Source organism: Paraburkholderia aromaticivorans (assembly GCF_002278075.1).
GTDB lineage: Bacteria > Pseudomonadota > Gammaproteobacteria > Burkholderiales > Burkholderiaceae > Paraburkholderia > Paraburkholderia aromaticivorans.
This window is the reverse complement of the sequence record NZ_CP022989.1, coordinates 3,354,707-3,379,613: the sequence shown is the minus strand read 5'-3', so window position 1 is coordinate 3,379,613 and position 24,907 is coordinate 3,354,707. Positions and strand designations below refer to the sequence as shown.

The 24,907-nt window shown below is 64.3% G+C and carries 24 protein-coding genes; 18 read left to right on the top strand and 6 right to left on the bottom strand.

The annotated features are described in order from the left end of the window. Positions 1-51: 51 nt before the first annotated feature. Positions 52-1,125, bottom strand: coding sequence for a CAF17-like 4Fe-4S cluster assembly/insertion protein YgfZ (ygfZ, locus tag CJU94_RS15305; protein WP_095419409.1), 1,074 nt, complete (start codon positions 1,123-1,125; stop codon positions 52-54). A 78-nt stretch (positions 1,126-1,203) separates the two neighbouring features. Here ygfZ and mltG point away from each other — a divergent pair, with 78 nt between their 5' ends. The 11 genes from mltG to CJU94_RS15250 all read left to right on the top strand — a co-directional run bounded on the left by mltG (position 1,204) and on the right by CJU94_RS15250 (position 12,981). Continuing rightward, positions 1,204-2,214 (top strand): endolytic transglycosylase MltG, encoded by a 1,011-nt coding sequence (mltG, locus tag CJU94_RS15300; RefSeq protein ID WP_095420384.1) that lies wholly within the window; start codon positions 1,204-1,206, stop codon positions 2,212-2,214. Further along, on the top strand, positions 2,214-2,834 hold the full coding sequence (gene tmk / locus CJU94_RS15295; RefSeq protein ID WP_095419408.1) for a dTMP kinase: 621 nt from the start codon (positions 2,214-2,216) through the stop codon (positions 2,832-2,834). Before mltG ends, tmk begins: the two co-directional genes overlap by 1 nt. 94 nt (positions 2,835-2,928) lie before the next feature. Beyond that, the gene (locus tag CJU94_RS15290; RefSeq protein ID WP_095419407.1) at positions 2,929-3,963 is read left to right on the top strand and encodes a DNA polymerase III subunit delta'; all 1,035 of its coding nucleotides are present in this window, start codon (positions 2,929-2,931) and stop codon (positions 3,961-3,963) included. 143 nt (positions 3,964-4,106) lie between these two features. Continuing rightward, a complete protein-coding gene (locus CJU94_RS15285; RefSeq protein WP_095419406.1) occupies positions 4,107-4,640 on the top strand; it encodes a GNAT family N-acetyltransferase in 534 nt (177 codons plus the stop codon). A 33-nt stretch (positions 4,641-4,673) separates the two neighbouring features. Continuing rightward, the gene (locus CJU94_RS15280; RefSeq protein ID WP_095419405.1) at positions 4,674-5,465 is read left to right on the top strand and encodes a TatD family hydrolase; all 792 of its coding nucleotides are present in this window, start codon (positions 4,674-4,676) and stop codon (positions 5,463-5,465) included. 52 nt (positions 5,466-5,517) lie between these two features. Continuing rightward, positions 5,518-6,270, top strand: a complete 753-nt coding sequence (locus CJU94_RS15275; RefSeq protein WP_095419404.1) for an ankyrin repeat domain-containing protein — start codon at positions 5,518-5,520, stop codon at positions 6,268-6,270. A 429-nt stretch (positions 6,271-6,699) separates the two neighbouring features. Then, complete coding sequence (locus tag CJU94_RS15270) at positions 6,700-7,056, top strand: Rap1a/Tai family immunity protein (RefSeq protein WP_095419403.1); 357 nt, start codon at positions 6,700-6,702, stop codon at positions 7,054-7,056. 379 nt (positions 7,057-7,435) lie between these two features. Then, positions 7,436-8,659, top strand: a complete 1,224-nt coding sequence (locus CJU94_RS15265) for a mechanosensitive ion channel family protein (protein ID WP_095419402.1) — start codon at positions 7,436-7,438, stop codon at positions 8,657-8,659. Between the two features lie 316 nt (positions 8,660-8,975). Further along, positions 8,976-10,388 (top strand): alpha,alpha-trehalose-phosphate synthase (UDP-forming), encoded by a 1,413-nt coding sequence (gene otsA / locus CJU94_RS15260; RefSeq protein ID WP_095419401.1) that lies wholly within the window; start codon positions 8,976-8,978, stop codon positions 10,386-10,388. A 115-nt stretch (positions 10,389-10,503) separates the two neighbouring features. After that, on the top strand, positions 10,504-11,685 hold the full coding sequence (locus CJU94_RS15255) for an AAA family ATPase (protein ID WP_095419400.1): 1,182 nt from the start codon (positions 10,504-10,506) through the stop codon (positions 11,683-11,685). Positions 11,686-11,913: 228 nt separating this feature from the next. Continuing rightward, positions 11,914-12,981: a glycosyltransferase family 4 protein gene (locus CJU94_RS15250; protein ID WP_095419399.1), complete on the top strand. Its 1,068-nt coding sequence runs from the start codon at positions 11,914-11,916 to the stop codon at positions 12,979-12,981. A 312-nt stretch (positions 12,982-13,293) separates the two neighbouring features. Here the strand turns inward: CJU94_RS15250 and CJU94_RS15245 are convergent, their stop codons facing one another. The 3 genes from CJU94_RS15245 to CJU94_RS15235 form a co-directional block, all read right to left on the bottom strand. Further along, positions 13,294-13,881, bottom strand: coding sequence for a BPSL1445 family SYLF domain-containing lipoprotein (locus CJU94_RS15245; RefSeq protein ID WP_095419398.1), 588 nt, complete (start codon positions 13,879-13,881; stop codon positions 13,294-13,296). Between the two features lie 394 nt (positions 13,882-14,275). After that, positions 14,276-14,725, bottom strand: coding sequence for a hypothetical protein (locus CJU94_RS15240; RefSeq protein WP_095419397.1), 450 nt, complete (start codon positions 14,723-14,725; stop codon positions 14,276-14,278). A gap of 283 nt (positions 14,726-15,008) precedes the next feature. Then, complete coding sequence (locus CJU94_RS15235) at positions 15,009-15,305, bottom strand: PsiF family protein (protein WP_095419396.1); 297 nt, start codon at positions 15,303-15,305, stop codon at positions 15,009-15,011. A 449-nt stretch (positions 15,306-15,754) separates the two neighbouring features. On the opposite strand from CJU94_RS15235, the gene CJU94_RS15230 reads away from it, so the two are divergent. From CJU94_RS15230 to CJU94_RS15225, 3 genes are all read left to right on the top strand, one after another. Continuing rightward, the gene (locus tag CJU94_RS15230; RefSeq protein ID WP_095419395.1) at positions 15,755-16,051 is read left to right on the top strand and encodes a YciI-like protein; all 297 of its coding nucleotides are present in this window, start codon (positions 15,755-15,757) and stop codon (positions 16,049-16,051) included. Then, on the top strand, positions 16,006-16,395 hold the full coding sequence (locus CJU94_RS41420; RefSeq protein WP_167397538.1) for a hypothetical protein: 390 nt from the start codon (positions 16,006-16,008) through the stop codon (positions 16,393-16,395). The genes CJU94_RS15230 and CJU94_RS41420 overlap by 46 nt, the downstream gene beginning before the upstream one ends. 251 nt (positions 16,396-16,646) lie before the next feature. Beyond that, a complete protein-coding gene (locus CJU94_RS15225) occupies positions 16,647-17,876 on the top strand; it encodes a transposase (protein ID WP_095419394.1) in 1,230 nt (409 codons plus the stop codon). A gap of 117 nt (positions 17,877-17,993) precedes the next feature. Here CJU94_RS15225 and CJU94_RS15220 read toward each other — a convergent pair whose 3' ends face one another. Together CJU94_RS15220 and CJU94_RS40890 are read right to left on the bottom strand one after the other, a co-directional pair. Further along, positions 17,994-19,547 carry a mannose-1-phosphate guanylyltransferase/mannose-6-phosphate isomerase gene (locus tag CJU94_RS15220; RefSeq protein ID WP_095419393.1) on the bottom strand — a complete coding sequence of 518 codons (1,554 nt, stop codon included), beginning with the start codon at positions 19,545-19,547 and terminating at the stop codon, positions 17,994-17,996. A 54-nt stretch (positions 19,548-19,601) separates the two neighbouring features. Next, positions 19,602-19,841, bottom strand: a complete 240-nt coding sequence (locus tag CJU94_RS40890; protein WP_157763754.1) for a hypothetical protein — start codon at positions 19,839-19,841, stop codon at positions 19,602-19,604. A gap of 341 nt (positions 19,842-20,182) precedes the next feature. Between CJU94_RS40890 and CJU94_RS15215 the strand changes: the two genes are divergently transcribed. The 4 genes from CJU94_RS15215 to CJU94_RS15200 all read left to right on the top strand — a co-directional run bounded on the left by CJU94_RS15215 (position 20,183) and on the right by CJU94_RS15200 (position 24,846). Next, positions 20,183-21,580 carry an undecaprenyl-phosphate glucose phosphotransferase gene (locus CJU94_RS15215; protein ID WP_095419392.1) on the top strand — a complete coding sequence of 466 codons (1,398 nt, stop codon included), beginning with the start codon at positions 20,183-20,185 and terminating at the stop codon, positions 21,578-21,580. An 89-nt stretch (positions 21,581-21,669) separates the two neighbouring features. Further along, positions 21,670-23,127: a UDP-glucose dehydrogenase family protein gene (locus CJU94_RS15210; protein ID WP_095419391.1), complete on the top strand. Its 1,458-nt coding sequence runs from the start codon at positions 21,670-21,672 to the stop codon at positions 23,125-23,127. 55 nt (positions 23,128-23,182) lie between these two features. Beyond that, positions 23,183-23,638, top strand: a complete 456-nt coding sequence (locus CJU94_RS15205) for an arsenate reductase/protein-tyrosine-phosphatase family protein (RefSeq protein WP_095419390.1) — start codon at positions 23,183-23,185, stop codon at positions 23,636-23,638. Next, complete coding sequence (locus CJU94_RS15200; RefSeq protein WP_095419389.1) at positions 23,632-24,846, top strand: polysaccharide biosynthesis/export family protein; 1,215 nt, start codon at positions 23,632-23,634, stop codon at positions 24,844-24,846. Before CJU94_RS15205 ends, CJU94_RS15200 begins: the two co-directional genes overlap by 7 nt. Positions 24,847-24,907 lie beyond the last annotated feature (61 nt).

Sequence of the window (24,907 nt, the reverse complement as noted above, 5' to 3'; positions counted from 1 at the left end):
GGCTAGCAAAAAGCGGCGCCAAAGAGCGCCGCTTGGTGCCCTGCGAGACATTCAGACCTCGCTCGGCAGCCCGTAAGGCAGCGCGAGGAACCGCAGCGCCGGGCCGTCAGCCGCACCCAGATGCACTGTGCCGTTTTCCAGCGCCGCGAGCTTGATCTCGACCAGCACATCGACGCCGCCGTCCGGCGCCGATGCCGCGTTCACCACCATGCCGCACGGCTGGCCCGGATCGTCGGAATGGAACAGTTCCGCGCCGGCGCGCACCGTGTCGAGTTCGCCGGCCACGTTGGCGAGCGAAGTGCGCCGCTTGATCGTGCCGCGATACTGGCTGCGCGCCACCACTTCCTGGCCGGGGTAGCAGCCTTTGCGGAAATTCACCGCGCCGAGCACGTCGAAGTTGACCATTTGCGGGACGAACTGCTCGACCACCGGCTGCGTGATGCGCGGTTCGCCCGCGCGAATGTCGAGCCAGTCCCACACGGCCGGCGAGACGCGTGTGAGCTTTTCGTCCAGCAAGGGCAGGTGCGACTCGATCTGCGCTTTCGGGCCGACCCACAGATAACGCAGGCGCCCGAGCGCGTCCGGCACGCGAATCAGCGAGCCTGCCGGGCCGTCCACCTTCACGTGCACGCCGTCGGGCAGCGCGTCGAACACGCCCGAGAGGGCCTTGCGCACGTCGCCGGCAAGTCCGATCACCGCCAGTTCGCCGCTTGCGTCCGTGAGTTTGGCCTTGGCGCGCAGCACGAACATGGAGAGCCGCTTCTGCACCGCGGCCTGCACGTCTTTCGAGACCAGCAGGTGGATGGTCTCGCCGCCGCGCCACGTCAGGAACGACGCCAGCAAACGCCCCTTGGCCGAGCAGTAGCCGGCCAGACGCGCGTTGGCGGCGTCGAGGTGCTGGGTGTCGTTGGTCAACTGGCCGTGCAGGAAACTTGCAGCGTCGTCGCCGGTGGCGTCGATCACGCCGAACTGCGTGAGCGGCATATACGCGCCATGCTGAACGGCGGCGTCGAATTCATCGGCGCCGGGGCGCGGCAGCGCCGGAAGACCGGCCGGCGCGGCGGCAACCGCCGTAGGAGCTGTGACTGGAGGAGTGCCTGAAGCGGTAGCGAGCGGTATGTTCATGGATTCCGGGAACAGTCAATTCTGACTTTGGCTAAGGCAAACAAGTATTATATGCAGTCCAACCCTGCCACGTTTCGCATGTCCCTGTTCAAGAAATGTTTCATTGCCGGCTCACTCGTCGTTGTGCTGGCCGCAGCCGCACTTGCTGGCGGATACCACTGGGCCACCAGCCCGCTCGATCTGACCCCTGCGCAACTCGATGTGACGGTCAAGCCGCATAGCAGCTTGCGCAGCGTCACGCTGCAGCTCAATCGGGGCGGCGTGCCGGTCGAGCCGGAGCTGTTTGTCGTGATGACGCGGCTGCTGGGACTGCAAAGCGAGTTGAAATCGGGTAACTACGAGTTCAAGACGGGCGTGACGCCGTACGAGGTGTTGCAGAAAATCGCTCGCGGCGACGTCAATGAATATGTGGCGACGATCATCGAAGGCTGGACCTTCAAGCGCATGCGCGCCGAGCTGGATGCCAATCCGGCGCTCAAGCACGATACGGCCGGCATGAGCGACACTGACCTGATGAACGCGATCAATGCGCCCGAGGCCTCGATCGGCAACGGCGAGGGACTGTTTTTCCCGGACACGTACCTGTTCGACAAGAACACCAGCGATCTCGACGTGTACCGCCGCGCCTACCGGCTGATGCGCCTGCGCCTTGACGAGGCGTGGACCGCGCGCGCGTCGAACCTGCCGTACAAGACGCCGTACGACGCGCTGACCATGGCGTCGATCATCGAAAAGGAAACCGGCAAGCCATCGGACCGGCCGATGGTGGCGGCCGTGTTCGCCAACCGGCTGCGCGTGGGCATGCCGCTGCAAACCGATCCGACCGTGATCTACGGCATGGGCGACAGCTACGGCGGCCGGATCAGAAAGAAAGACCTGCAAACCGACACTCCCTACAATACCTACACCCGGATGGGGCTGCCGCCAACGCCCATCTCGCTGCCCGGTGTGGCGTCGCTGCAGGCGGCGCTGAACCCTGCGCCCAGCACCGCGCTGTATTTCGTCTCGCGCGGCGACGGCAGCAGTATCTTTTCCGACACCCTCGGCGATCACAACAAGGCCGTGGACAAATACATTCGAGGGCAATGATGGCGCGGGGCAAATTCATTACGTTTGAGGGCATTGACGGGGCGGGCAAGACCACCCACCTCGGCTGGTTTCGGGAGCGCCTCGAGCAGAAAGTCGCAGGCACCGGGCGCTCGGTCGTCATGACGCGCGAACCGGGCGGCACGCCGCTTGGCGAGCAGATCCGCGAAATCGTGCTGCACCAGAAAATGGATCTCGAAACCGAGGCGCTGCTGATGTTCGCGCTGCGCCGCCAGCATCTGGCCGAAGTGATCGAACCGGCGCTCGCGCGCGGCGACTGGGTGCTGTCGGACCGTTTCACCGACGCGACCTTCGCCTATCAGGGCGGCGGCCGCGGACTGCCGCGCGACAAGCTGGAAACGCTGGAGCGCTGGGTGCAGGGCGGTTTCCAGCCGGACCTGACGGTGCTGTTCGACCTCGCGCCCGAGATCGCCAACGAGCGGCGCAGCGCGGCGCGCGATCCGGATCGCTTCGAGAGCGAATCGGCGGCGTTTTTCGCCCGCACCCGCGCCGAATATCTGCGCCGTGCCGAAGAAGCACCGTACCGTTTCGCTATCATCGACTCCGCGCAGAGCATCGCGCAAATCCAGAGACGACTTGAAGAATTGATCGCAGTTCTTTGATTTTAAAAGAATATAATTCTAGTTTATAACGGCTCGCAGAGTTCATTCCGTACTTTAGATAATCTGCGTAAGCGTTTGATTTAAAAGAGAAACGATGATTTATCCGTGGCAAGCCGACGACTGGAACCGCCTGCAGCAACTGCGCGGCCACTGGCCGCACGCCCTGTTGCTGCATGGACAGGCGGGCATCGGCAAGTTGCGCTTCGCGCGGCATCTCGCGCAAGGCCTGCTGTGCGAGGCTCAGCAAGCCAACGGCGAGCCGTGCGGGGCGTGCGTGGCCTGCAACTGGTTTGCGCAAGGCAATCATCCGGACTACCGGATCGTCGTGCCCGAGGCGCTGGCCGCCGAAGCGGGCCTGAACAACGGGGCGGACGAAAAAGCCGACAAGGCCGATGCCGACGAAGGCAAGAAGACCCGCACGCCGAGCAAGGAAATCAAGATCGAGCAGATTCGCGGCTTGCTCGACTTCGTCGGCGTGGGTTCGCACCGCGGCGGCGCCCGCGTGGTCGTGCTGTATCCGGCGGAAGGGCTGAATATCGCCGCGGCCAACGCGCTGCTGAAGACGCTCGAAGAGCCGCCTGCGGGCGTCGTGTTCCTGATGGTGTCGGCGCGTATCGATCGCCTCTTGCCCACCATCATCAGCCGCTGCCGCCAGTGGCCGATGACCATGCCCGCGCCGGACGTGGCGACGAAGTGGCTCGCCGCGCAAGGTGTGGCCGAAGCGCCTGCGCTGCTCGCGGAAGCCGGCGGCGCGCCGCTCACGGCACTGGCGCTCGCCAGCGACGAAAACCGCGCGCTGCGCGACTGGACGCTCAAACAACTGGCCGCCGGCCCGGCCTGTGACGCCTTCGCCTGCGGCGAGGCGCTGCAGAAGCTGCCCGTGCCGCTGGTGCTGGGCTGGCTGCAACGCTGGATGTACGATTTGCTGGCGCAGCGCACGGCGGGCACGCCACGTTACTTTCCGCAAGCGTCGGCGGCGCTGACACGCTGTGCGTCGCAAGCCGACGCCGGCGCGTTCGCGCGCTTCATGCGCGCCGTGACGCGCCAGCGCGCCGTCGAGAGCCATCCGCTGAATGCGCGGCTGGTATTCGAGGAACTGTTTCTCGGCTACCGCGAGTTGTTCGCGTAAGCCGCCGCTGTCGGCGCGGCACGCCGTCGGCAACCGGCGCGCCGTGCCGCGCCACGCGGTCCACGCAGGCTGACCTTGGGTCCTGCGCCTGTCGTCCCGCGCTTTTCGTCTGTATCGGCCTCTCACCTCACGTTCAACGCACCATGAGCCTTTCCTACCGCGATGCCACGCTCGACGATCTGCCCGCGATCGTCGCCATCTACAACTCGACGGTGCCGTCGCGCCAGGTCACCGCCGATCTCGAACCGGTCAGCGTCGAAAGCCGGCTGGCCTGGTTTCACGCGCATGGCCCGCACAAGCGACCGTTGTGGGTGGTGGAAGACCCGCAGCAGCCCGGCCGCGTGATCGCGTGGCTGAGCTTTTCGGACTTCTACGGCCGGCCGGCCTATCTGCGCACCGCCGAGGTCAGCATCTATCTCGACGAAAGCGCGCGCGGCCGGGGTCTCGGCAAGCAGTTGCTGGCGGCTTCGCTGGCGGCGGCGCCGGGGCTCGGTATCGACACCGTGCTCGGTTTTATCTTCGGTCACAATGAAGCGAGCTTGCGCCTGTTCCGCGGCTTCGGTTTCGACACGTGGGGCTCGTTGCCGCGCGTGGCCGTGCTGGACGGTGTGGAGCGCGATCTGGTGATTCTCGGCAAGCGCCTCGAGCTCGCCGCCACAGCCCCGGCCGCCGCCTGATTCCCTCGATCCAGCCCTAAGCAGGACATCCCCATGTTTGTCGACTCGCATTGCCATATCAACTTCGAAGGACTCGCCGAGCGCCTGCCGCAGGTGCTCGACAACATGCGCAGCCATTCGGTCACCCATGCGCTGTGCGTGTCCGTCGATCTGGAGACGCTGCCTTCCGTGCTGGATATCGCCAGCCGGTACGAGAACGTGTACGCGTCGGTCGGCGTGCACCCGGACCACGAGCACATGCGCGAGCCGGGCGTCGCCGAACTGGTCGAACTGGCCGCGCATCCGAAGGTGGTCGCGATCGGCGAGACCGGGCTCGATTACTACCGGCTGGAAGGCCGCACCATCGCCGACATGGAATGGCAGCGCGAGCGCTTTCGCACCCATATCCGCGCGGCGCACGCGACGAACAAGCCGCTGATCATCCATACGCGTTCGTCGTCGGAAGACACGCTGCGCATCATGGCCGAGGAGCGCGCGAGCGAGCCGGGCGGCGTGATGCATTGCTTCACCGAACCGTGGTCCGTTGCCGAACAGGCGCTCGCGCAGAATTTTTACATCTCGTTGTCGGGCATCGTCACGTTCAAGAGCGCGACCGACGTGCAGGACGTCGCGCGCCGTGTGCCGCTCGAACGTCTGCTGATCGAAACCGACTCGCCGTACCTCGCGCCCGTGCCGTATCGCGGCAAGCCTAATGAACCTGCGTACGTAAGTTATGTCGGACGGTTCATCGCGCAGCAACGCGAGATGCCGGAAGCGGCGTTGGCCGCCGCGACCACGCAGAACTTCTTCCGCCTTTTCAAGATCCCCGCGCCCACCGGCGCGTGAGACGTAAAGTCGATCAATATCAAAAGGATAGGGACGTTTCCTAAAGTTAAATATGAGAGAAATTTCGATGTCGTTCACAGCACTTCAAGGCACTTGCGCAGCGGGCGTGGCAGCGCGTGGCGCGCTGGTTTCGGCGCGGCGCCGCGCTTCGCGTCTTGCTTTCGCGGCGGCGCTGGCATGTGCCGCGCTGACGTCGCTGGCAGTGTCGCCGGCCGAGGCCGCGCCGATCGATTCGCTGATCAAATCGGTCAAGTTCGACGACGTCGACGGCGTCAACAAGCTGCTCGCCAAGGGCATGGACCCGAACAGCGTGGATAACCAGGGCATTCCGCTGCTCGTGCTCGCCGCGCGCGAGAAATCGGACAAGGTCGGCGCCGCGTTGCTGGCCAATCCGAAGACCAACATCGAGATTCAGGACAAGGCCGGCGAGAACGCAATGATGATGGCCGCGCTGAACGGCGATCTCGCCTTCGTCAACCAGTTGATCGCGAAAGACGCCGAAGTCAACAAGAAGGGCTGGGCGCCGTTGCACTACGCGGCGGCGAACGGCAACGACGACATCGTCAAGGTGCTGCTCGACCATTCGGCCTACGTCGACGCCGGCTCGCCGAACGGCACCACGCCGCTGATGATGGCCGCGCGCGGCGGCCACGTGTCGACCGTGAAGCTGTTGCTCGACAACGGCGCGGACCTGACGGTGAAGAACCAGATCGGCATGACGGCGCTCGATTTCGCCAAGACCTACAAGGAGCCGGACGTGGTCGAAGGGCTGACCGCGCGCCTGCAGCAGATGCAACAGAAATAAGGTGCGTGGCGGCGCGGGTGGCTGGCTGATGCGCGGGCCGGTCTGCCGGCCGTCCAGGCGCCAGCCGCAGGCTCGCGTGGGGTGTTGGCCGGCCAGGACACGGGTCGAGGAGGCCCGCGCAGTGTGCCGGCCGCTGAGGCCACCGGCCAAAGGCCCGCCCGGTCTGCCGCCCGTCTGAAGGCTCGCGCGGCCTGCGAGGCTGCCTCGCGCCTCCCGGCTGAGCACCGGCGCGGTATCGCTTAAACGCGAAAGTGCCTGTGCGCCAGGGCCGCCGTCTCGCCATGCTAAAAAAAGTGCCTGAAGATAGCGGTGTCGCGCGCGCTGGCGCTTCGCAAAACAGTGCAGAATGACGACTTTAGCGTGCCTTATTGGCACGCCCTTTGGATGCGGCGAAAGACCGCCTGATAAACGACCCTGGAAAGGAACACCATGCTGCGGGCTTTGATTTTCGCCAGCGCGCTTGCCGCACCGCTATCGGCAGCCGCATTTACGGGAGGCGACCTCAACAAGCTGTGCACCAAGACGGATGTGGCATCGCGTAGTGCCTGCGCCGCTTATATCGAAGGCGCCGCCGACGGCATCTTCAACACCATCGACGCGATCGGCGGCACGACCGGCCCGCGCGTCGGCCAGTACTTCTGCTTGCCGCAGGACGCGCGCTCGGCGCAGCTCACCGATGCGGTGCGCAAGTACATTGCCGAGAATCCGATCGTCGCGGGCTACAACGCCAGCACGGCGATCTCGCTCGGGCTCGGCAAGGCGTTTCCCTGCAAGAGCGGAAGCTGAAACGGATCAAGGCTGACGCCTTGCGCGCCGGCATCCGGCGCGTTGGGCGTGTCGGCCTAAGAGCGTGCCCCGGCTCGTCAGTCGGGACGTCTTTGGGGGATTGCTCAACGCCCCTGAAACCTGGCCTTAACCCCGGCTGTCCACGTGCACAGGCGGCTGGCCCGCGCACCGTTCGCGGACGGCGCGGAAGAACCATCTAAGATGTCAGTAGGCAGGCCGCGACGGCGCGCAGTCGTGCGGCCTCGCGTCCGCTTCAAGGGCGCTTCGCGGCTGGCGCGCCCGGTGGCGGGAGCATCTTGCCGTACCGCAGCCGCGTCCGGGGGCAATCGGCCTCGCGCCGGCTCAGCTCAGCACTCAAGTTAGGAGGAACATCCCCTTCATGCCTACCCTCGACGACCTCAGCCGCATGGCCGAAGCGCCGCTGCACACATGGCTCGGCGCGTTGATCGTCTCGGTCGTCGCGCTGCTGCTGGCCGTGGGCATCCATCGGATCGGCGCGCGGATCGTGACGCGGCTCGCGCGGCCTTATCCGCTCACCAGCGTGGTGCTGCGCTATATCGACAGGCCGGCGCTTTTCGTGCTCGCGATTCTCGCGCTGGAGGCGGTGTGGTGGGAAGCCCCCGACGCGCTGACCTTCATCACGCCGTTGCGCGATGCCGCCGCGATCGCGCTGATCGGCGCGATCACGTGGCTCTCGGTGCGCTCGGCGGCGGCGATCGGCGAGGCGATCATTCAGGCTCATCCGCTCGATACCGCCGACAATCTGCAGGCGCGCCGCATCCATACGCAAGCGCGCGTGCTGGCGCGCTCGGTGATGTTCGTGATCGTGATCGTCGGCGTGGGCGGCGCGCTGATGACGTTTCCCAATGTGCGGCAGATCGGCGCGAGCCTGCTGGCGTCGGCGGGTGTGGCGGGTCTGGTCGCCGGTATCGCGGCACGGCCGGTGCTCGGCAATCTGATCGCCGGCCTGCAGATCGCGTTGTCGCAGCCGATCCGTCTCGACGACGTCGTCGTGATTCAGGGCGAGTGGGGGCGTATCGAGGAAATCACCGGCACGTATGTGTCGGTGCGCCTGTGGGATCAGCGGCGCTTGATCGTGCCGTTGCAATGGTTTATCGAGAACCCGTTTTCGAACTGGACCCGCAGCAGTTCGCAGATCATCGGCACGGTGTTTCTGTACGTCGACTACCGCATGCCGCTCGCGCCGTTGCGCGAGGAACTCGCGCGCATCGTGGAGGACGCGCCCGAGTGGGATCGCCGCGTCCAGGTGCTGCAGGTGACGGACGGCACCGAGCGCTCGATGCAATTACGCGCCCTCGTCAGTTCGCTCGATTCCGGCCTGAACTGGGATCTGCGCTGCCGGGTACGCGAGGGACTGCTCGATTTCATTCAGACGCACTACCCGCAGTACTTGCCGCGGGCGCGCGCGGAGGTGTCGGCGGAGCTCGAAGCGGGCAAGGGCGAACCGCTCGACTGGGTGCCGCGCAGCACGCAGACGCCGGCGGGCAGCACCGCCGCGCACACCGAGGCCGATCCGGTGGCCAGCCGTGCCGGGCGCCCTGCGGCGGGCGACGTGCCGCAGCACGTTAAGGAAAAGGTCTGACGGTGGATTGGCGGGCGGTTTAAGAACGGATTGAGCGCGATTCAAGCGCGGTTCAAGCGTGGGTTGAAAGCGGGTTTGACCGCGCGTTAGACCACGATACGGACGGCCAAAGCGCCAGACTCGGGCGCACGGGCGCCGATGAATGCAACTGATCGGGCACCAAAGTGGTCGAACCGTCCACTCACTCACGAAGCCGGCGCGGCTTCGCGTGCGTCATCGCGTTTCGGATTCTGGTCGCGCGATTGCGCACGAGACACCAGGAAGAGCTGATGACAGGCACGCGGGCGCGCCGCGCGAACCAAGGAGGACATGCAACATGGGCCGACTGATCGTCGTGTCGAATCGCGTCGCAACGCCGACGGAAACCAAAGGATCGGCCGGCGGCCTCGCGGTCGGCGTATTCGGCGCGCTGAAGGACGCCGGAGGCGTGTGGTTCGGCTGGAGCGGCGACGTGGTCAGCGAGACCGTCGCCAACGCGGGGCCGACCCTGGAGCAGGACGGCGCCGTGACCTTCGCGACCGTGGGCCTCACGCGCAAGGACTACGACCAGTACTATCGGGGCTTTTCGAACGCGACCTTGTGGCCGGTGTTCCACTACCGCAACGACCTCGCACGCTACGAGCGCGAGGAGTACGCGGGCTACCGGCGCGTGAACGCGTGGCTCGCGCACAAGCTGATCAAGCTGCTCGAACACGACGACGTGATCTGGATTCACGACTACCATCTGATCCCGTTCGCCGAGGCGTTGCGCAATGAGGGCGTGACGAACCGCATCGGCTTCTTCCTGCACATTCCGTTTCCCGCGCCGCAGATCCTGCTCAACATTCCGCCGCACGAAGAACTGGTGAAGTCGCTGTCGTGCTACGACCTGCTGGGCTTCCAGACCGCCACCGACGAACTCGCGTTCAAAGACTACGTCACGCGCCACGCGCGCGGTTCGGTGAGCGCGGACGGCGTGGTCGAAGCATTCGGCCGCAAACTGCGCACCGGCGTCTACCGGATCGGCGTGTTTCCCGACGAGATCGCCGAGCAGGCAAAGCGCTACGAAAGCCGTCAGCACGTGCTCGACCTCAAGCAAAGCCTGGAAGGCCGCAAGCTGATCATGAGCGTCGACCGGCTGGATTATTCGAAGGGTCTCGTCGAACGGTTCCGGGCTTTCGAGCATCTGCTGGAGCGCTCGCCGGAATGGCGCGGCAACGTCACGCTGGTGCAGATCGCGCCGCCGACGCGTTCGGACGTCGCCACGTATCAAAAGATCCGCCAGGATCTGGAGTACGAAGCAGGGCGCATCAACGGCCGTTACTCGGGCCTCGACTACACGCCGATCCGTTATCTGAACCAGCAGTACGACCGCTGGAAGCTGATGTCGCTGTTTCGCGAATCGCAGATCGGTTTCGTGACGCCGCTTCACGACGGCATGAACCTGGTCGCGAAGGAATACGTCGCCGCGCAGAATCCCGACGACCCCGGCGTGCTGGTGCTGTCGATTTTCGCGGGCGCCGCGGCGGAGCTGACCGGCGCGCTGCTCGTCAATCCGCATGATGCAATCGGCATGTGCGAAGCCTTGCAACGCGCGTTGCAGATGCCGCTCGACGCGCGTCAGCGGCGCCATGAGATCAACATGGCCGCGTTGCGCAAGAACGATCTCGGCGTCTGGCGCGATACCTTTCTGCGCGATCTGCGCAGCGTGCCGGTGCAGAAGCCGGGCAAGGGCGGCGGGCATTACTGATGGATTGCATGAACCTGTGTCTGGCCGGCGCCTCGCGCGCGCGGCTTGGCGCGTGCGCGAGCGTGGCCGGGTGGCGGCGCACGCACGCATGCGCGACTGAACGACGGGCGGCAGCATGCTGACCACACTGGCTGTTGCGGGATACCGGTCGCTGCGCGAGTTGATCGTGCCGCTCGGCCGCCTGAACGTGATCACGGGCGCCAATGGCAGCGGCAAGTCGAGCGTGTATCGTTCGCTGCGTTTGCTGGCGGAGACGGCGCGCGGCGGGGTAATTACGTCGCTGGCGCGTGAAGGCGGCTTGCCGTCCACCTTGTGGGCCGGCCCTGAACGCTTTTCGCGCGCCGTGCTGGCCGGCGAGTTTCCGGTGGAGGGCACGCGGCGCAAGGAGCCAGTGAGTCTGCGGCTCGGTTTTGCCGGCGACCAGTTCGGCTATGCGATCGATCTCGGACTGCCTGCGCCGGAACGGCCATCCCCCCCCATACCCAGCAAGTTCCTGCTCGATCCGATCATCAAGCGCGAGTGCATCTGGAGCGGCCCCGCGCTGCGGCCATCGGCCTTGCTCGTGGACCGCCACGGCCCGGCGCTGAGCACGCGCGACGAGCGTGGCGACTGGCAAACCATTCCGCAACCGGTCGCGAGCTTCGACAGCATGATGACGGAGTTCTCCGACCCACGCACGGCGCCCGAGATGGTCACGGTACGCGAGCAGATCCGCTCGTGGCGTTTCTACGACCATTTCCGCACCGACGCGGAAGCGGCCGCGCGTCTGCCGCAGATCGGCACGCACACGCCGGTGCTCGCGAACGACGGCGCGGACCTCGCCGCGGCCTTGCAAACCATCCGCGAGATCGGCGACCCGGACGCGCTCGACGCCGCCATCGACGACGCCTTTCCGGGCTCGCGCCTCGACGTCGCCACCCAGGACGGCCGTTTCGAAGTGGTGATGCAGCAGCATGGCCTGCTGCGGCCGCTGAAAGGCGCGGAGCTGTCCGACGGCACCTTGCGCTATCTGCTGCTGGTCGCCGCGTTGCTGACGCCGCGCCCGCCGGAGCTGCTGGTGCTGAACGAACCCGAGACGAGCCTGCATCCGGATCTGCTGCCCGCGCTCGCCCGGCTGATCGCGCAGGCCGCCCGGCATTCGCAGGTGCTGGTGGTGTCGCATGCGGCGCGTCTGATCGCGGCGCTCGAGCGCGAGGACGCGAGCGAGTCGATCGTGCTGGAGAAGCACTTCGGCGCGACCCGTATCGCCGATGCGGACGAGCGCGACCTGCCGGCCTGGAAATGGCCGGCGCGATGAACGTGAGGCCGTGGCGTCGCGCATCGCATGTAAGTTGAATGTAACAGCGCCGAGGAAATGCAAGATTGGCGGCTTTTTGTTCTACCGTAGTGAATAATGCAGCGATGCCGATCCTGCGTCGCTGCCCACGCGCGACCCTGCATTGATCGGAGGTATCGGCGCTGTCATACTCAGCGCCGCTGACGCGCACCGCCCGAGGCGCAAGCCGTCAGCTCACGGAGACAAAATATGAAGATTGCGCAGATCGCCCCTTTGACCGAATCGGTGCCGCCCAAGCTCTATGGCGGCACGGAGCGCGTCGTGTCGTACATCACCGAGGCGCTGGTCGAACTCGGCCATGACGTGACGCTGTTCGCGAGCGGCGACTCCGTGACCAACGCGAAGCTCGAACCCGTCTGGCCGCGCGCGCTGCGTCTCGATCCGGGCATTCGCGACCGCGTGGCGCCCCATATGCTGCTGATGGAACTGGTGCGCCGCCAGGCCGAAAATTTCGACGTCCTGCATTTTCACCTCGACTATTACTCGTTCTCGGTGTTCAAGCGTCAGGAAACGCCGTTCGTCACGACCATGCACGGCCGTCTCGACTTGCCCGAGCAGCAGCCGGTGTTCGACACCTTCAACACCGCGCCGGTGATCTCGATTTCGAACGCGCAGCGCCATCCGCTGCCGCAGGCCAAGTGGCTGACCACCGTGTATCACGGCTTGCCGGAGCAGCTTTACACGCCGCAGCCGGTCGAGCAGAAGTACCTCGCGTTTCTCGGCCGCATCTCGCCGGAAAAGCGTGTCGACACCGCGATCCGGATTGCCGGCCGCTGCGGCATGCCAATTCGCATCGCCGCGAAAGTGGACGCGGCCGACCGCGAGTATTTCGAACGCGACATCCGGCCGCTGCTGGATTTGCCGTATGTGGAGTTCATCGGCGAGATTGCCGATCATCAGAAGGCCGAGTTCCTCTCCGGGGCGCACGCGTTGCTGTTTCCGATCGACTGGCCCGAGCCGTTCGGCCTCGTGATGATCGAGGCAATGGCATGCGGCACGCCGGTGATCGCGTTCAACCGCGGCTCGGTGCCGGAAGTGCTGGAAGACGGCGTGACGGGCTTTATCGTGGAAGACGAGATCGGCGCGGTGGCGGCGGTCAATCGCCTGCACAAGATGCCGCGTGCGGGCGTGCGGCAGCGCTTCGAGGAGCGCTTTACCTCGCATCGCATGGCGCAGCAGTATGTGGACGCGTATCAGTCGGTGATTCGCGCGCAGAAGCGTTCGCGCTTCAAGGTGATCGATACGTCGGGAGGCTGAGCCGAAGGGATTCGGCGAAAGCGGCAGGATGAAAAAGAGCGGCGATGCGTGATGCGCATCGCCGCTCTTTATTGACGCAGCACTCGAGAGATCGAGACATCGAGGCGCTCAGGACGGCCGGACTTCGGAAGCGGGCAACGCGGGGAGCCTGCGCCGAGCAGCGGCCTGCAAAAGCCTGTCGGCGCGGCGCGTGCCGCGTTGTTCGCATCGCGAGGCAATCTGCGCGGGATTGCGTCTGATCCGGCCACCGCTGCTCACGGAACCCGGCGGATCAGACGCACACCCCGCAGACCGGCAGTCGGACCGCGCGTCTCAGATCTTCAGACGCGTAACCTTCGTGCCTTGCAGCGATACATCGGCCATCAGGCCGGCATTGGTCAGCACGAAGACTTCGACCGGAGCCGTCGCCGTGTTGGTGTCGATCGCGCCGTTGGCGCCCATCTTCACCAGCGCGACGGAAGCGTCGCCGCCCGCGGACCAGCCGTCGGCATTGCGGAATCTATCCAGCGCGTCCTGCGTCATGAACAGGAAGATGATCGCCTTCGACTGCGCACCAGCCTGGAAGCCGAACGAGCCGGAAATCGTGCTGTAGTAGCCGACCGTGCCGCCGCCGACCCTCAGCGAACCTTCGCCGTACTGCCCGCCGACGACGAAGCCGACCTGCAGCACCGACGGGAAAACGAGGACGCCGCGCGCCTTCGAGACCAGTTCGCGCGAGCCTTTCACGGTCGTGAACAGCCGCGACATGGTGCCGTCGACGCTAGCGTCGATCGACTGGCGTTTGGACGCATCGGTAGTGGGGGTGTCCGGGTTGCCTTTGTTCGTCGTACAACCAGCGAGTGCAAGGCCTCCGAAAGCGAGCGCAGCGGTAGTCTTCAGCATGAAGTTTCGTCTTTGCATCGTTTTTCTCCGTCATGGTTCCGGGGCGCAACCTCATTTGATATTGCCGGGTTGCCTTTGAGTTATATCACACGCAAGCACAAATGGCGCGCTTCCTTGAGAGGCGAAAAGCCTTGTGTGACGGGGCTTTCGGGCAAATCGTAAGGCGCCGTGCTGTAATTTTGACTGGCTGCGAAGCGCGCCGCGCGGCCTCGCCGTGCGGCGCATTGGAATGGGTTCCCGGGAATTCGGGCCTGATTTGACCGAACGCAAGGGAAGAGCGCCCAGGGCGGAACCGAAAGATCGTTTTTACCGATTTTTCGCCCGGCGGATTCGCGCTGAAATCAAAATGAAAGTGTTGCTTCGACGCCGCAAAAATGGACGCTGGATTGAACGCTGGATCGAATGGACGTCGTCATCCGTGGTTCGCCGGGCTTTTGACCTGCGGCGGGCGTCGCAGCACACGGCGCAGCATACCGATCAGCACGCCGAGCAGAAACAGCGTCACGGCAGGCACGATCCAGTAGCCGACGAACGCATGCCAGAGATAGGCCATCAACGTGGAGCGGCGCACGCTGTATTCATTGCGGGCGTCCTGCTGACGCGCCGCATTGGCGGCCAGCACCTCGGCCGGGCAGCCCGCGGCTTGTGCCTCGTCGCGCTTGCCGTGGCAGCGCGCGGGAGCACCGGCGGCGCGTTGTGCGTCGGTAAAGTTCCAGGTGGTCAGCGCGCGGTCGAGGTCGACGGCGTTGTACGCCATTTCCTCCCGGATCTCGCTCACTGCCACGATCGCCACGGGCACGGCCCAGAATATGATGACGACCAGCCACCGCCTCAACCAGCGGTTTTTATGCTTCGATACCATCCTTGCCTCCGATGGATGCTCTGCAGCACCAACGACAAGATGGCGGCCCGTCTAATGTTGTTTGTGAGGGTGGGCCGTCTCCGCAGCCATCATAGAAGAAAAATGCCGCGCTCGGGGCGACGGACTGCGAGGGGTGGAACGAGGGGTGGAACGAGGATGGAACGGGAGGCGGGCAACGAGCGGTCCGGATACCGCGCCGCCTTGTTCGAGCGGGATGCGCTCGCGCGCCGCGCTCAACGCGCGGCGCCGGTTTGCTCTGCTGTGCTCTGTTTGATTCGCGCGTTCAGTTCGACGGCGCGGACGACAGGCAACTCTTCATGAACGCCTTGCGGTCATCACCCTTCTTGCCGGTGGCTTGCGTGTTGCACGCCTTCATCTTGTCCTGCTGGCTCATCGGCGCGGCGGCGGCAGGCTTCGCCGACAGACAGGTTTTCATGAATGCCTTGCGGTCGTCGCCTTTCTTGTCGCCGGCCTGCTTGTTACAGTCGGCCATTTTCGTTTGCTGGCTGTTTTCCGCGAACACCGGCGAAACGAGGACAGCGCCCAGCACCAGCGTAGCGATAGCGGATTGGATTTTCATGTGACACTCCATCGGTGGTGAAAACGTTTTTGGTCGTTCATGCGCGCGGGCGTCAATGGCATCCAGGACCCTCGGCACGTCCATTATGGCAAATGCTGTCTGCCAGAACGGCCAAAACAGCAATCCGGTTGACATGCCGCTCACGCTGGTTTTCCCTTATGTGGCGGGGGCGGGCGGCGCATTGCGGAATGAAAGCCCAATGGCGGCGGAGTCGAATTATGTTATGCATTCCAGATTAAATGCGTAAGGCGAATTCAATCGAATTAGTCCGATGCCATTCGACAGAGCCGGTGAAGAAATTCAATCATGCTTTGCGCATTGCTGCAGATGCAACTGAATAGTAAATCGGCAGGAAATTCATTCTCCCGATATATGGGTAATATTGACCACGATGCATGCCGTCGATGCGTCGCCGGTCCGCTTCCACACACTGGCCAAGGAGGCTCGCCATGCACTATCTGTTGACGTACGACCTGGTATCCGACTACCTCGAACGGCGTGCGGCTTACCGGGATGCGCATCTGAAGCTCGCGTGGGCCGCCGTGGAGCGCGGCGAACTGCTGCTGGCCGGCGCATTGGCCGAGCCCACGGACACCGCCGTTCTGCTCTTTCAGGGCGACTCGCCCGCTGCCGCCGAAGCCTTTGCCCAAGCCGATCCCTATGTACTCGCCGGTCTCGTGACGCGCTGGCGCGTGCGTGAATGGACGACGGTGGTCGGCGAGGGCGCGGCGAAACCGGTGCGCTGAGACTCTGGTCGGTCGCTCGTGTTGGAGCGGGTTACCCAGCGCGGCCGGTCGGCTGTGCCAGTGCTGCGTGCGTGGCCTGTGCAGCCCATGGTGATTGCGGCTATGTGCCGCGCATATCCGGTTCAACCACTGCTTCCGCTGTCCACTCGCTCTCCGAAGCGTGGACGAAATGCATCGAAATCCTGTGCGGGAAAGATGCCGGATTCATAAAAGCCTATTCACCGGAGATTGCCAAGGGTTGTGCGATGCAATTACGCTATTTCGTGGCTAGAAGCGACATGATCTGTGTGACGGCAATGCGAGAAAAGACGCAGCAAAAAGGACAAGTTTGTTTCTATCCGTAACACTTGTCTCACTCATATTCACGGAAACCCTGGGGATGGTATGCTTCGTGCACAATTCTCCCATGCACGAGTGAGACCACGTTTTGTGCTTCGCAATAGGGACAAGCCGCACTAAGAAAGGGCGGGTTTGACCGGCTGACAGAACGTACAAGACATATTTGTGCAACCGCGGGCTGCACACGGATCGTGAAGGTTCTGAATCCGTGGCGTCCCAAAGCCGCGGCCCGGCCAGGCTGCGTGGAGAAAATCCAATGTTTTTCGATGAGCTAAGCAATGACGAATGGGCGCTGCTGGCAGCGCTTGTCTCAGACGAGCCGGCCGTCCGTTTAAACCGGCGTGGCCGGCCTCGCGCCGAACCGCGCATCGTGGCGAATGCCGTCCTGTGGATTCTCACAACCGGTGAGCCCTGGTCGAAACTGCCCGGCCGTTATCCGTCGGGGCCTACTTGCCGGCGCCGTTTCGAAGAGTGGCAGTTGAACGGCACGCTTCTGGAGATGGTTCGACTGCTGTCGCAAACCGGGCGCACCTTCGCGTATGTCCCGCAACCGGCGCCGCCCGTCGCGGCCAAACCCGCGGCACCGGTAGCCGAAAGCCCCCGCATGCGTGACGAGAATCCGCGTGGCGTGTCGTGGAGAAGTCCGGAGTCGTGGCAGGCGCCCGGCATGTCGAGCAGCCTCGGCAACTGGCGTTCGGCCGATCCGATTGCCGACATGACGCGTCAATTGTCCGGCGCTTCGAACGGGGTTCCCGGAGGAACGGCAAACGATATGGCGAACGGCGCTCACGTCCCGCCGGTGTCCCGTGCGCCGGCGGTGCACGGTGCAGCGCCCGCACGATACGTCACGCGTGCGGAGTTGCCTCGTGCGGACGAAGCGGGCGCGGTGAACGCGGCCATGCACGGTTTGAATTCCGCCGTTGCGTCGGCGCGCACACCCGCGCCCGACGATCGGCGCAGCCCGCTGTCGATGAGCCTCGCGCCGCGCGGCACGGAAATCGCCGACCGCGGCTATGTGATTTATGTCGCGGCTGAGCGGGTGCCGAATGCCATGTATCGCGCATGGGCGGAAATCATGAAGGACGGCAAGCGCGTCGAGCGTTCCGGCCTCGTCGGCCCACGCTTCGCGGACATGGAGACGGCGCAGCACTATGCGCTCGACTGGGCGCGCCAGTGGATCGACCGCGAATGCCTCACGCTGGCGGCAGCAGCCGAATCCGCGGCGGCGGCTCAGGCAGCGGCCGCGCATGTTTCGGCGAACCCGGCGAACCCGGCGCACGCGGCGGCGCGTCCGTTGCCAGCCTTGCGCCATGTGCCCGAGCCGGTCGCGGTGAATCACGGCGCGCCGTTGCACGGCCCGCTGAATGCGTTCCGGGGTCCGTTGCGACGTTATCCGGGCGAACCGGCCGTTGTCGGCGCAACCACCGAAAGCAGCGCATCAGATCGTTTTCCGTCGTACACAGAACTCATCTCCCACGCGGGGTGAGCACAGCAGTTCCCCGCGGCCGGTAGGAGCAACCGCCGCAGGTTCCCGCTTCAATCGTTGTGATTCACTGGTGATATCGGAAGGACGCCATTCGTTGACGCCCTGGGCCGTTGCGCGTTACTGGCGTCCGTAGGTGTCGTCGAAGCGCACGATATCGTCTTCGCCGAGATACGAACCGGACTGGACCTCGATCATTTCGAGCGGCATCTTGCCCGGATTCTCGAGACGGTGGGTGACGCCCAGCGGAATATAGGCCGATTCGTTTTCGGAGACGATAAAGCGCTCTTCGCCCCGCGTGACGAGCGCCGTGCCGCGCACGACGATCCAGTGTTCGGCGCGGTGATGATGCATTTGCAGCGAGAGCCGCGCACCCGGTTTCACCACGATCCGTTTGACCTGGAAGCGCTCGCCGGTGTCGACGGAATCGTAGTTGCCCCACGGGCGATGCACCTTGCGATGGTTGGCCGCTTCCAGCCCGCCGTCGCTGCGAATCCGGCCCACGATCTTCTTGACGTCCTGCACGCGTGACTTGTCGGCAACCAGAATGGCGTCGGCCGTTTCCACCACCACCAGATCCTGCGTGCCCACGCAGGCAATCAGGCGTCCTTCCGAATGTGCGAAGGTCGACGCGGCGCCTTCGAACATCACGCGCCCACGCCCCACGTTCTGATCGGCGTCCTTATCCGAGATGTCCCAGATCGCGTCCCACGAACCCACGTCGGACCAGCCCGCCTGCAACGGCACGACGATCCCCGAGGCCGCGCTCTGGTCGTTGCCGAGCTGCTCCATGACCGCGTAGTCGATCGAATTCGACGGCGAGGCGCTGAACGCGTCGCGTTGCAGACGGAAGAAGTCGCCGTCCGCCTTGCCGCCCGCGAAGGCCGCGTCGCAGGCTTCGTAAATGGCCGGCTGGAAATGGCGGATCGCCTTCAGCCAGGTCGACGCGCGCATGATGAAAATGCCGCTATTCCACCAGTACTCCTTCGATTCGATATAACGCTGCGCCAGTTCCAGATGCGGCTTCTCGACGAAGCGATCGAGCTTGTGCGCGCCGATCTTGCCAGCCGGTTGCACGCCGGCATCCTGCGCATCATTAGTCGTGCCAAGCGCCGCACCGATGCGAATGTAGCCATAGCCCGTTTCCGCACGTGTCGGCACGATACCCATCGTGACGATATGACCGGCCGCCGCATGCTGCACGCCGGTGGCCACCGCCGCATGAAAGCCGTCGATGTCCGTGACCGCGTGGTCGGCGGGCATCACCACCATGATGCCGTCTTCGTCCTGCGCGGCGACCGAGAGGGCGGCCACGGTGAGCGCCGGCGCCGTGTCGCGGCCGGTGGGTTCGAGAATCAGCCGGGTCGGCTTGCCGCTCGTGCGCAACTGTTCGGCGGTGGTGAAGCGCTGGTCTTCATTGGCCACTACGACGAGTTGATCGGTGAGCGGATAACCGGATTCGAGTCCGTCGAGACGGCGGGTGGTGGATTGCAGCAGCGAATCGTCGCCGAGCAGGCCGATGAGCTGCTTCGGGTGCTGTTCGCGCGACATCGGCCACAGCCGCGTGCCGGAGCCGCCCGCCAGAATCACGGGATGAACCTTGAGCTTGACGTTCAGGGACTTGACTTGCGTGGACCGGGTGTCGGCGGGCGTGGCCGTAACCGGAGCTGTCATGATGGACTCCTCGAGGCTGGGTGAATGCGTCGAGTTTTATCACGAACTCAGGAATCAATAAAAGCGCGTTAAATAGAAACTAGATAAAGCGGCCAATAAATTTATCCATTCCATGAAGAAAAAATGTCCGGTTAATTCTTTTAAAAGAAAAATTATCCGAAAAAAATCGCGGACTATTTTTTTGCCGGCCTTCATGCCGCAGAATGATGCCGGAAGGCCGCGCGTAAGCTTCGTAGGAAAACGCTCAGAAAGCGCGGGATCGGCCCGCATTCTGGCCTTCAGGACGGAGTTCAAACGCCGAATCCGGTAACAATTGCCGGAAAAAATCGAGAAAAAATGCTGAAACTTTGACCGATACAATTTGAGATATTTTGCGGTCTTGCAGTGGGAATTTTAATATCGCTTTATCTATACCTGTACAAGGGTATTCACTCATTCAGACACCCGTTTCCCAATCCGGCCATGCAGATGGTTTTTCGAGCGGGAAACTAGAAGGGCAATTAGCACCGGTTCAAACAGTTTCGCGTCGCGCATGGATCTGGCTGACGCGCATACCGGCGTTGTGCGTCCCATCGCCGGACTGGATTTCAACCAACCAACGGATGGCACTTGACTGACGAACTGAGGGGCAGCGCATGCTGAGCGTTCTATCGAGAATCATCGACATCGCCATGGTCGCGCTCGGTGCTGCCATCGCGGCGGCCGTGCACAGCGGGAAAGCCGTCTGGCTGGACGATATGCAAAGCATCTCGCTCGCGTTCGACTGCCTGCTGGTGGTGGTGTTCTTCCCCGCGCTCGGGATCTATCAGTCGTGGCGCGGCAAGCCGCTGTACGACCTGCTGTGCCGCGTGGCGGGCGGCTGGCTGCTGGTGGAAGTCACCGGCGTGCTGATCAGCTTCAGCCTGCACCGCTCGGACAGCCTGTCGCGGCTGTGGCTCGTCTATTGGGCCGTGGCCACGATCGTGCTGCTGATCGTCACCAAGGTGATCGTCTATTCGATCCTGCGCGGGCTGCGCCGCGAGGGCTTCAATCAGCGCGCGGTGGCGATCGTCGGCGGCGCGCCGTATGGGCGTTTTCTGATCCAGCAGATGCGCGGCCGCCCGGAAGCGGGCTTCAGTCCGGTCGTGGTGTTCGACGAGGACGGCACGATCAATCCGTACGAAGACCCCGACGCGGGCGAGGCGATCGAGGGCGTGCCGGTCGAGCGCGACTATCAGCGCATGCTGCACCTCGTGCGTCAGCGCGCGATCCGCGAACTGTGGCTCGCGCTGCCGATCTCGAAGGAAAAGGCGATTCATCGCTTCGTGATGGACCTGCGCAACGACTTCGTGAACATCCGTTTCATTCCGGACGTGCGCAGCCTGACGCTCTTCAATCAGCCGATGGTCGATCTGCTCGGCGTGCCGGCGATCAACCTGGCCGCCTCGCCGATCACCGATCTGCGCGTGCTGCCCAAGCGCGTGTTCGATCGTCTGTTCGCGCTCGCCGCGTTGACAGCGCTTGCACCGGTCATGCTGATCATCGCCGCCGCGGTGAAGCTGAACTCGCCAGGCCCCGTGTTCTTCCGGCAAAAGCGCAAGGGCATCGACGGCAATCAGTTCGAGATCTACAAGTTCCGCTCGATGCGGGTGCACAAGGAAGAGGCCGGCAGGATCACCCAGGCCACGCGGCGCGATCCGCGCATCACCGCGGTCGGCGCGTTCCTGCGGCGCACCAGCCTCGACGAGCTGCCGCAGTTCATCAACGTGCTGCGCGGCGAGATGTCGGTGGTCGGCCCGCGTCCGCACGCGCTCGAACACGACGACATCTACAAGGATCTGGTGAAGGGCTACATGCACCGCTACCGGATCAAACCGGGCATCACCGGGTGGGCGCAGATCAACGGCTATCGCGGCGAAACCGACCGCATCGAAAAGATGATGGGCCGCGTCAAGCTCGATCTGTACTACATGCAGCACTGGACCTTCTGGCTCGACATCAAGATCGTCGTGCTGACGCTGTGGAAGGGCTTTGTGGGCAACAACGCATATTGAGCGCTGCTTGCCCGCTGCCCGGGCCCTGGCCGCGCAACGCATCGCGCGGGCGCATTCCTGAATCAACTCCATTTTCCGAGGTGTAATACATGAACCTGACGATCATCGGTAGTGGCTACGTGGGCCTCGTGACGGGCGCGTGTCTGGCCGACATCGGCCACGACGTCTTCTGTCTCGACGTCGATCAGCGCAAGATCGACGTGCTCAACAACGGTGGTGTGCCGATCCATGAACCGGGTCTGCAGGAGATCATCGCGCGCAACCGCAAGGCCGGCCGCCTGAAGTTCTCGACCGACGTCGAAGCCGCGGTCGCGCACGGCGATATCCAGTTCATCGCGGTCGGCACGCCGTCCGACGAGGACGGCTCCGCCGACCTGCAATACGTGCTGGCCGCCGCGCGCAATATCGGCCGCCATATGACGGGCTTCAAGGTGATCGTCGACAAATCGACGGTGCCGGTCGGCACGGCCTCGCGCGTGCGCGAGGTGATCGCCGCTGAACTGGCGGAGCGCAACGCCGCGCACATGTTCTCGGTGGTGTCGAATCCCGAGTTCCTCAAAGAGGGCGCGGCGGTGGAAGACTTCACGCGGCCCGATCGCATCGTGCTCGGTTGCGACGAGGACGTGCCGGGCGAGAAAGCGCGCGAGCTGATGAAGCGCCTTTACGCGCCGTTCAACCGCAATCGCGAACGCACGCTGTACATGGACGTGCGCTCGGCCGAATTCACCAAGTACGCGGCCAACGCCATGCTTGCCACGCGTATTTCGTACATGAACGAGCTTGCCAATCTGGCCGACCGCGTCGGCGCGGATATCGAGGCGGTGCGGCGCGGCATCGGTTCCGATCCGCGCATCGGCTACGACTTCCTGTATGCCGGCTGCGGCTACGGCGGTTCCTGCTTTCCGAAGGACGTGCAGGCGCTGATCCGCACGGCCGCCGACCACAAGGCGAATCTGCGCATTCTCGAAGCGGTGGAAGCGGTCAACGAGACGCAGAAGCAGGTGCTCGCGCAAAAGATCGTCTCGCGTCTGGGCGAAGATCTGTCGGACCGCACCTTCGGCGTATGGGGCCTCGCGTTCAAGCCGAATACCGACGACATGCGCGAAGCGCCGAGCCGTCCGCTGATCGCCGAGCTGCTGCGCCGCGGCGCCCGCGTGAAGGCTTACGACCCGGTCGCGATCGACGAATCGAAGCGCGTGTTCGCGCTCGATCTGAAGGACGTGCCGCAGCAGCACGCGCGCCTCGAGTTCGTGAAGGAGGAGATGGACGCCGCCGTTGGCGCCGACGCGCTGGTGATCCTCACCGAGTGGAAGGTGTTCAAGAGCCCGGACTTCGATTCGCTCAAACGGATCCTGAAGACGCCGCTGATTTTCGACGGCCGCAATCTGTACGAACCGGACGCGCTGCTCGAACTCGGTATCGAGTATCAGGCGATCGGCCGTCAGCACGCATTGCGCAATGCGCCGGCGAAGGTCGGCGCGAACGGCTTGCCGCTCGCGCGAACGGAAGCGGCGGAAACGACGGATACGGCCGAAGCCGGCCGCTGATCCGGTTCCAACGCACCGATTAGCCGTCACCACGCGCCTCATCACGGAGCCCGCCATGTTCGCCAACGTATTGATCGTCTGCCACGCCAACGTGTGCCGTTCGCCTGCCGCCGAAATGCTGTTCAAGTCCCGGCAACGCGCGGCATCGCGTTCGCAGGCGGCGCCGATTGCGTTTCATTCGGCGGGCATCCGGGCCGTGAACGGCCACGGCATGGACCCGGTCATGCGACGCCTGCTCGCCGAGCAGGGCGTCGCCTCGGACATCCACTACTCGCGGCGGCTGAACCGTCAACTCGTGCGCGACGCCGATCTGGTGCTGGTCACCGAGCGCGCGCAGGTGGACGACGTCGAAGCGCTCGATCCGGCCTCGCGCGGCAAGGTCTATCCGCTCGGCAAGTGGGAAGCGGATTCCGACGTCGCCGATCCGCACGGCGGGGCGGAAACCGACTATAGGGAGAGTCTCGTGCTCATCGAACATCTGGTCATGGGATGGCTGAAAAAAATATGCTGATGAAAAAACTCACTGCACACTCATTCGCGGACGGCACGTCCAGACTCGCCGCCGCGCTTTTGCTGACGTCCTTTCTGTCGGCCTGCGCCACCGCACCTGGCAATTACCTCGACACCTCCCGTCTGAAAGACGACGGCCAGCACGACAGTCAACCCGCCGAAACCTATCCGGTCCATGTGATCGACGCCGCCGTCGTGACCGCGCAGGCGCAAGCCACCGCCGCGAAGACCCAACTGCTGCCGACCTCCACGCTGAGCGACCCGTCGCAGTACGTATACCGGCTGTCGCCGCAGGACATTCTCGGCATCACCGTGTGGGACCACCCTGAACTGACCACGCCGCAGGGCAGCACGCTGTCGGCGGGCGGCAACACCACGCAGTCGATCGGCGGCGCCTTGCAGCAGCCGTACACGGCCGCGCTGCCGGGCCAGGCCGACCCGTACGGCCAGACCATCGCCGCCGACGGCACGATCTTCTTCCCGTTCGTCGGCCGTATTCGCGCGGCCGGCAAAACCGTCGGCGAGTTGCGCGATCAGTTGAGCTCGGGCCTCGTGCGCTATATCCGCAATCCGCAGGTCGACGTGCGCGTGCTGTCGTACCGCGGCCAGAAGGTGCAGGTGACCGGCGAAGTGAAGACGCCGGGCCCGCTCGCCGTGAGCGACGTGCCGCTCACGCTGGTCGACGCGATCACGCGCTCGGGCGGCACGAACGCAGACGCCGATATTCAGCGCGTGCGTCTCACGCGCAACAACAAGCTCTACATCCTCGACGCCGACCGCATGCTCGATCGCGGCGACACCACGCAGAACGTGATGCTGCAAAACGGCGACGTGATCAACGTGCCGGACCGCACCGATAGCCGCGTGTTCGTGATGGGCGAAGTGAAGACGCCGATCCAGCTGCCGATCATCAAGGGGCGCATGACGATCGCCGACGCGCTCACGCAAGGCGGCGGCATTCTCGATACGGACGCCAATCCGCGCCAGATCTTCGTGATGCGCGGCATGAAGGATCATCCGACCACGCCGGACGTCTACCGCCTCGACATGACGCAGCCTGACGCCATCATGCTGTCCTCGCAGTTCCAGTTGCAGCCGCTGGATGTCGTGTACGTGGGCACGGCGGCGTCGACCACCTTCAACCGTGTGTTGCAGCAGGTCTTGCCGAGCGTGCAGACATTGTTCTACCTCAAGCAGCTGACGCGCTGATCGTCTGAACCGCCGTGGTCAGGCCCGCGCCGCACCGTCCTTCGACAAGACGCGGCGCGGG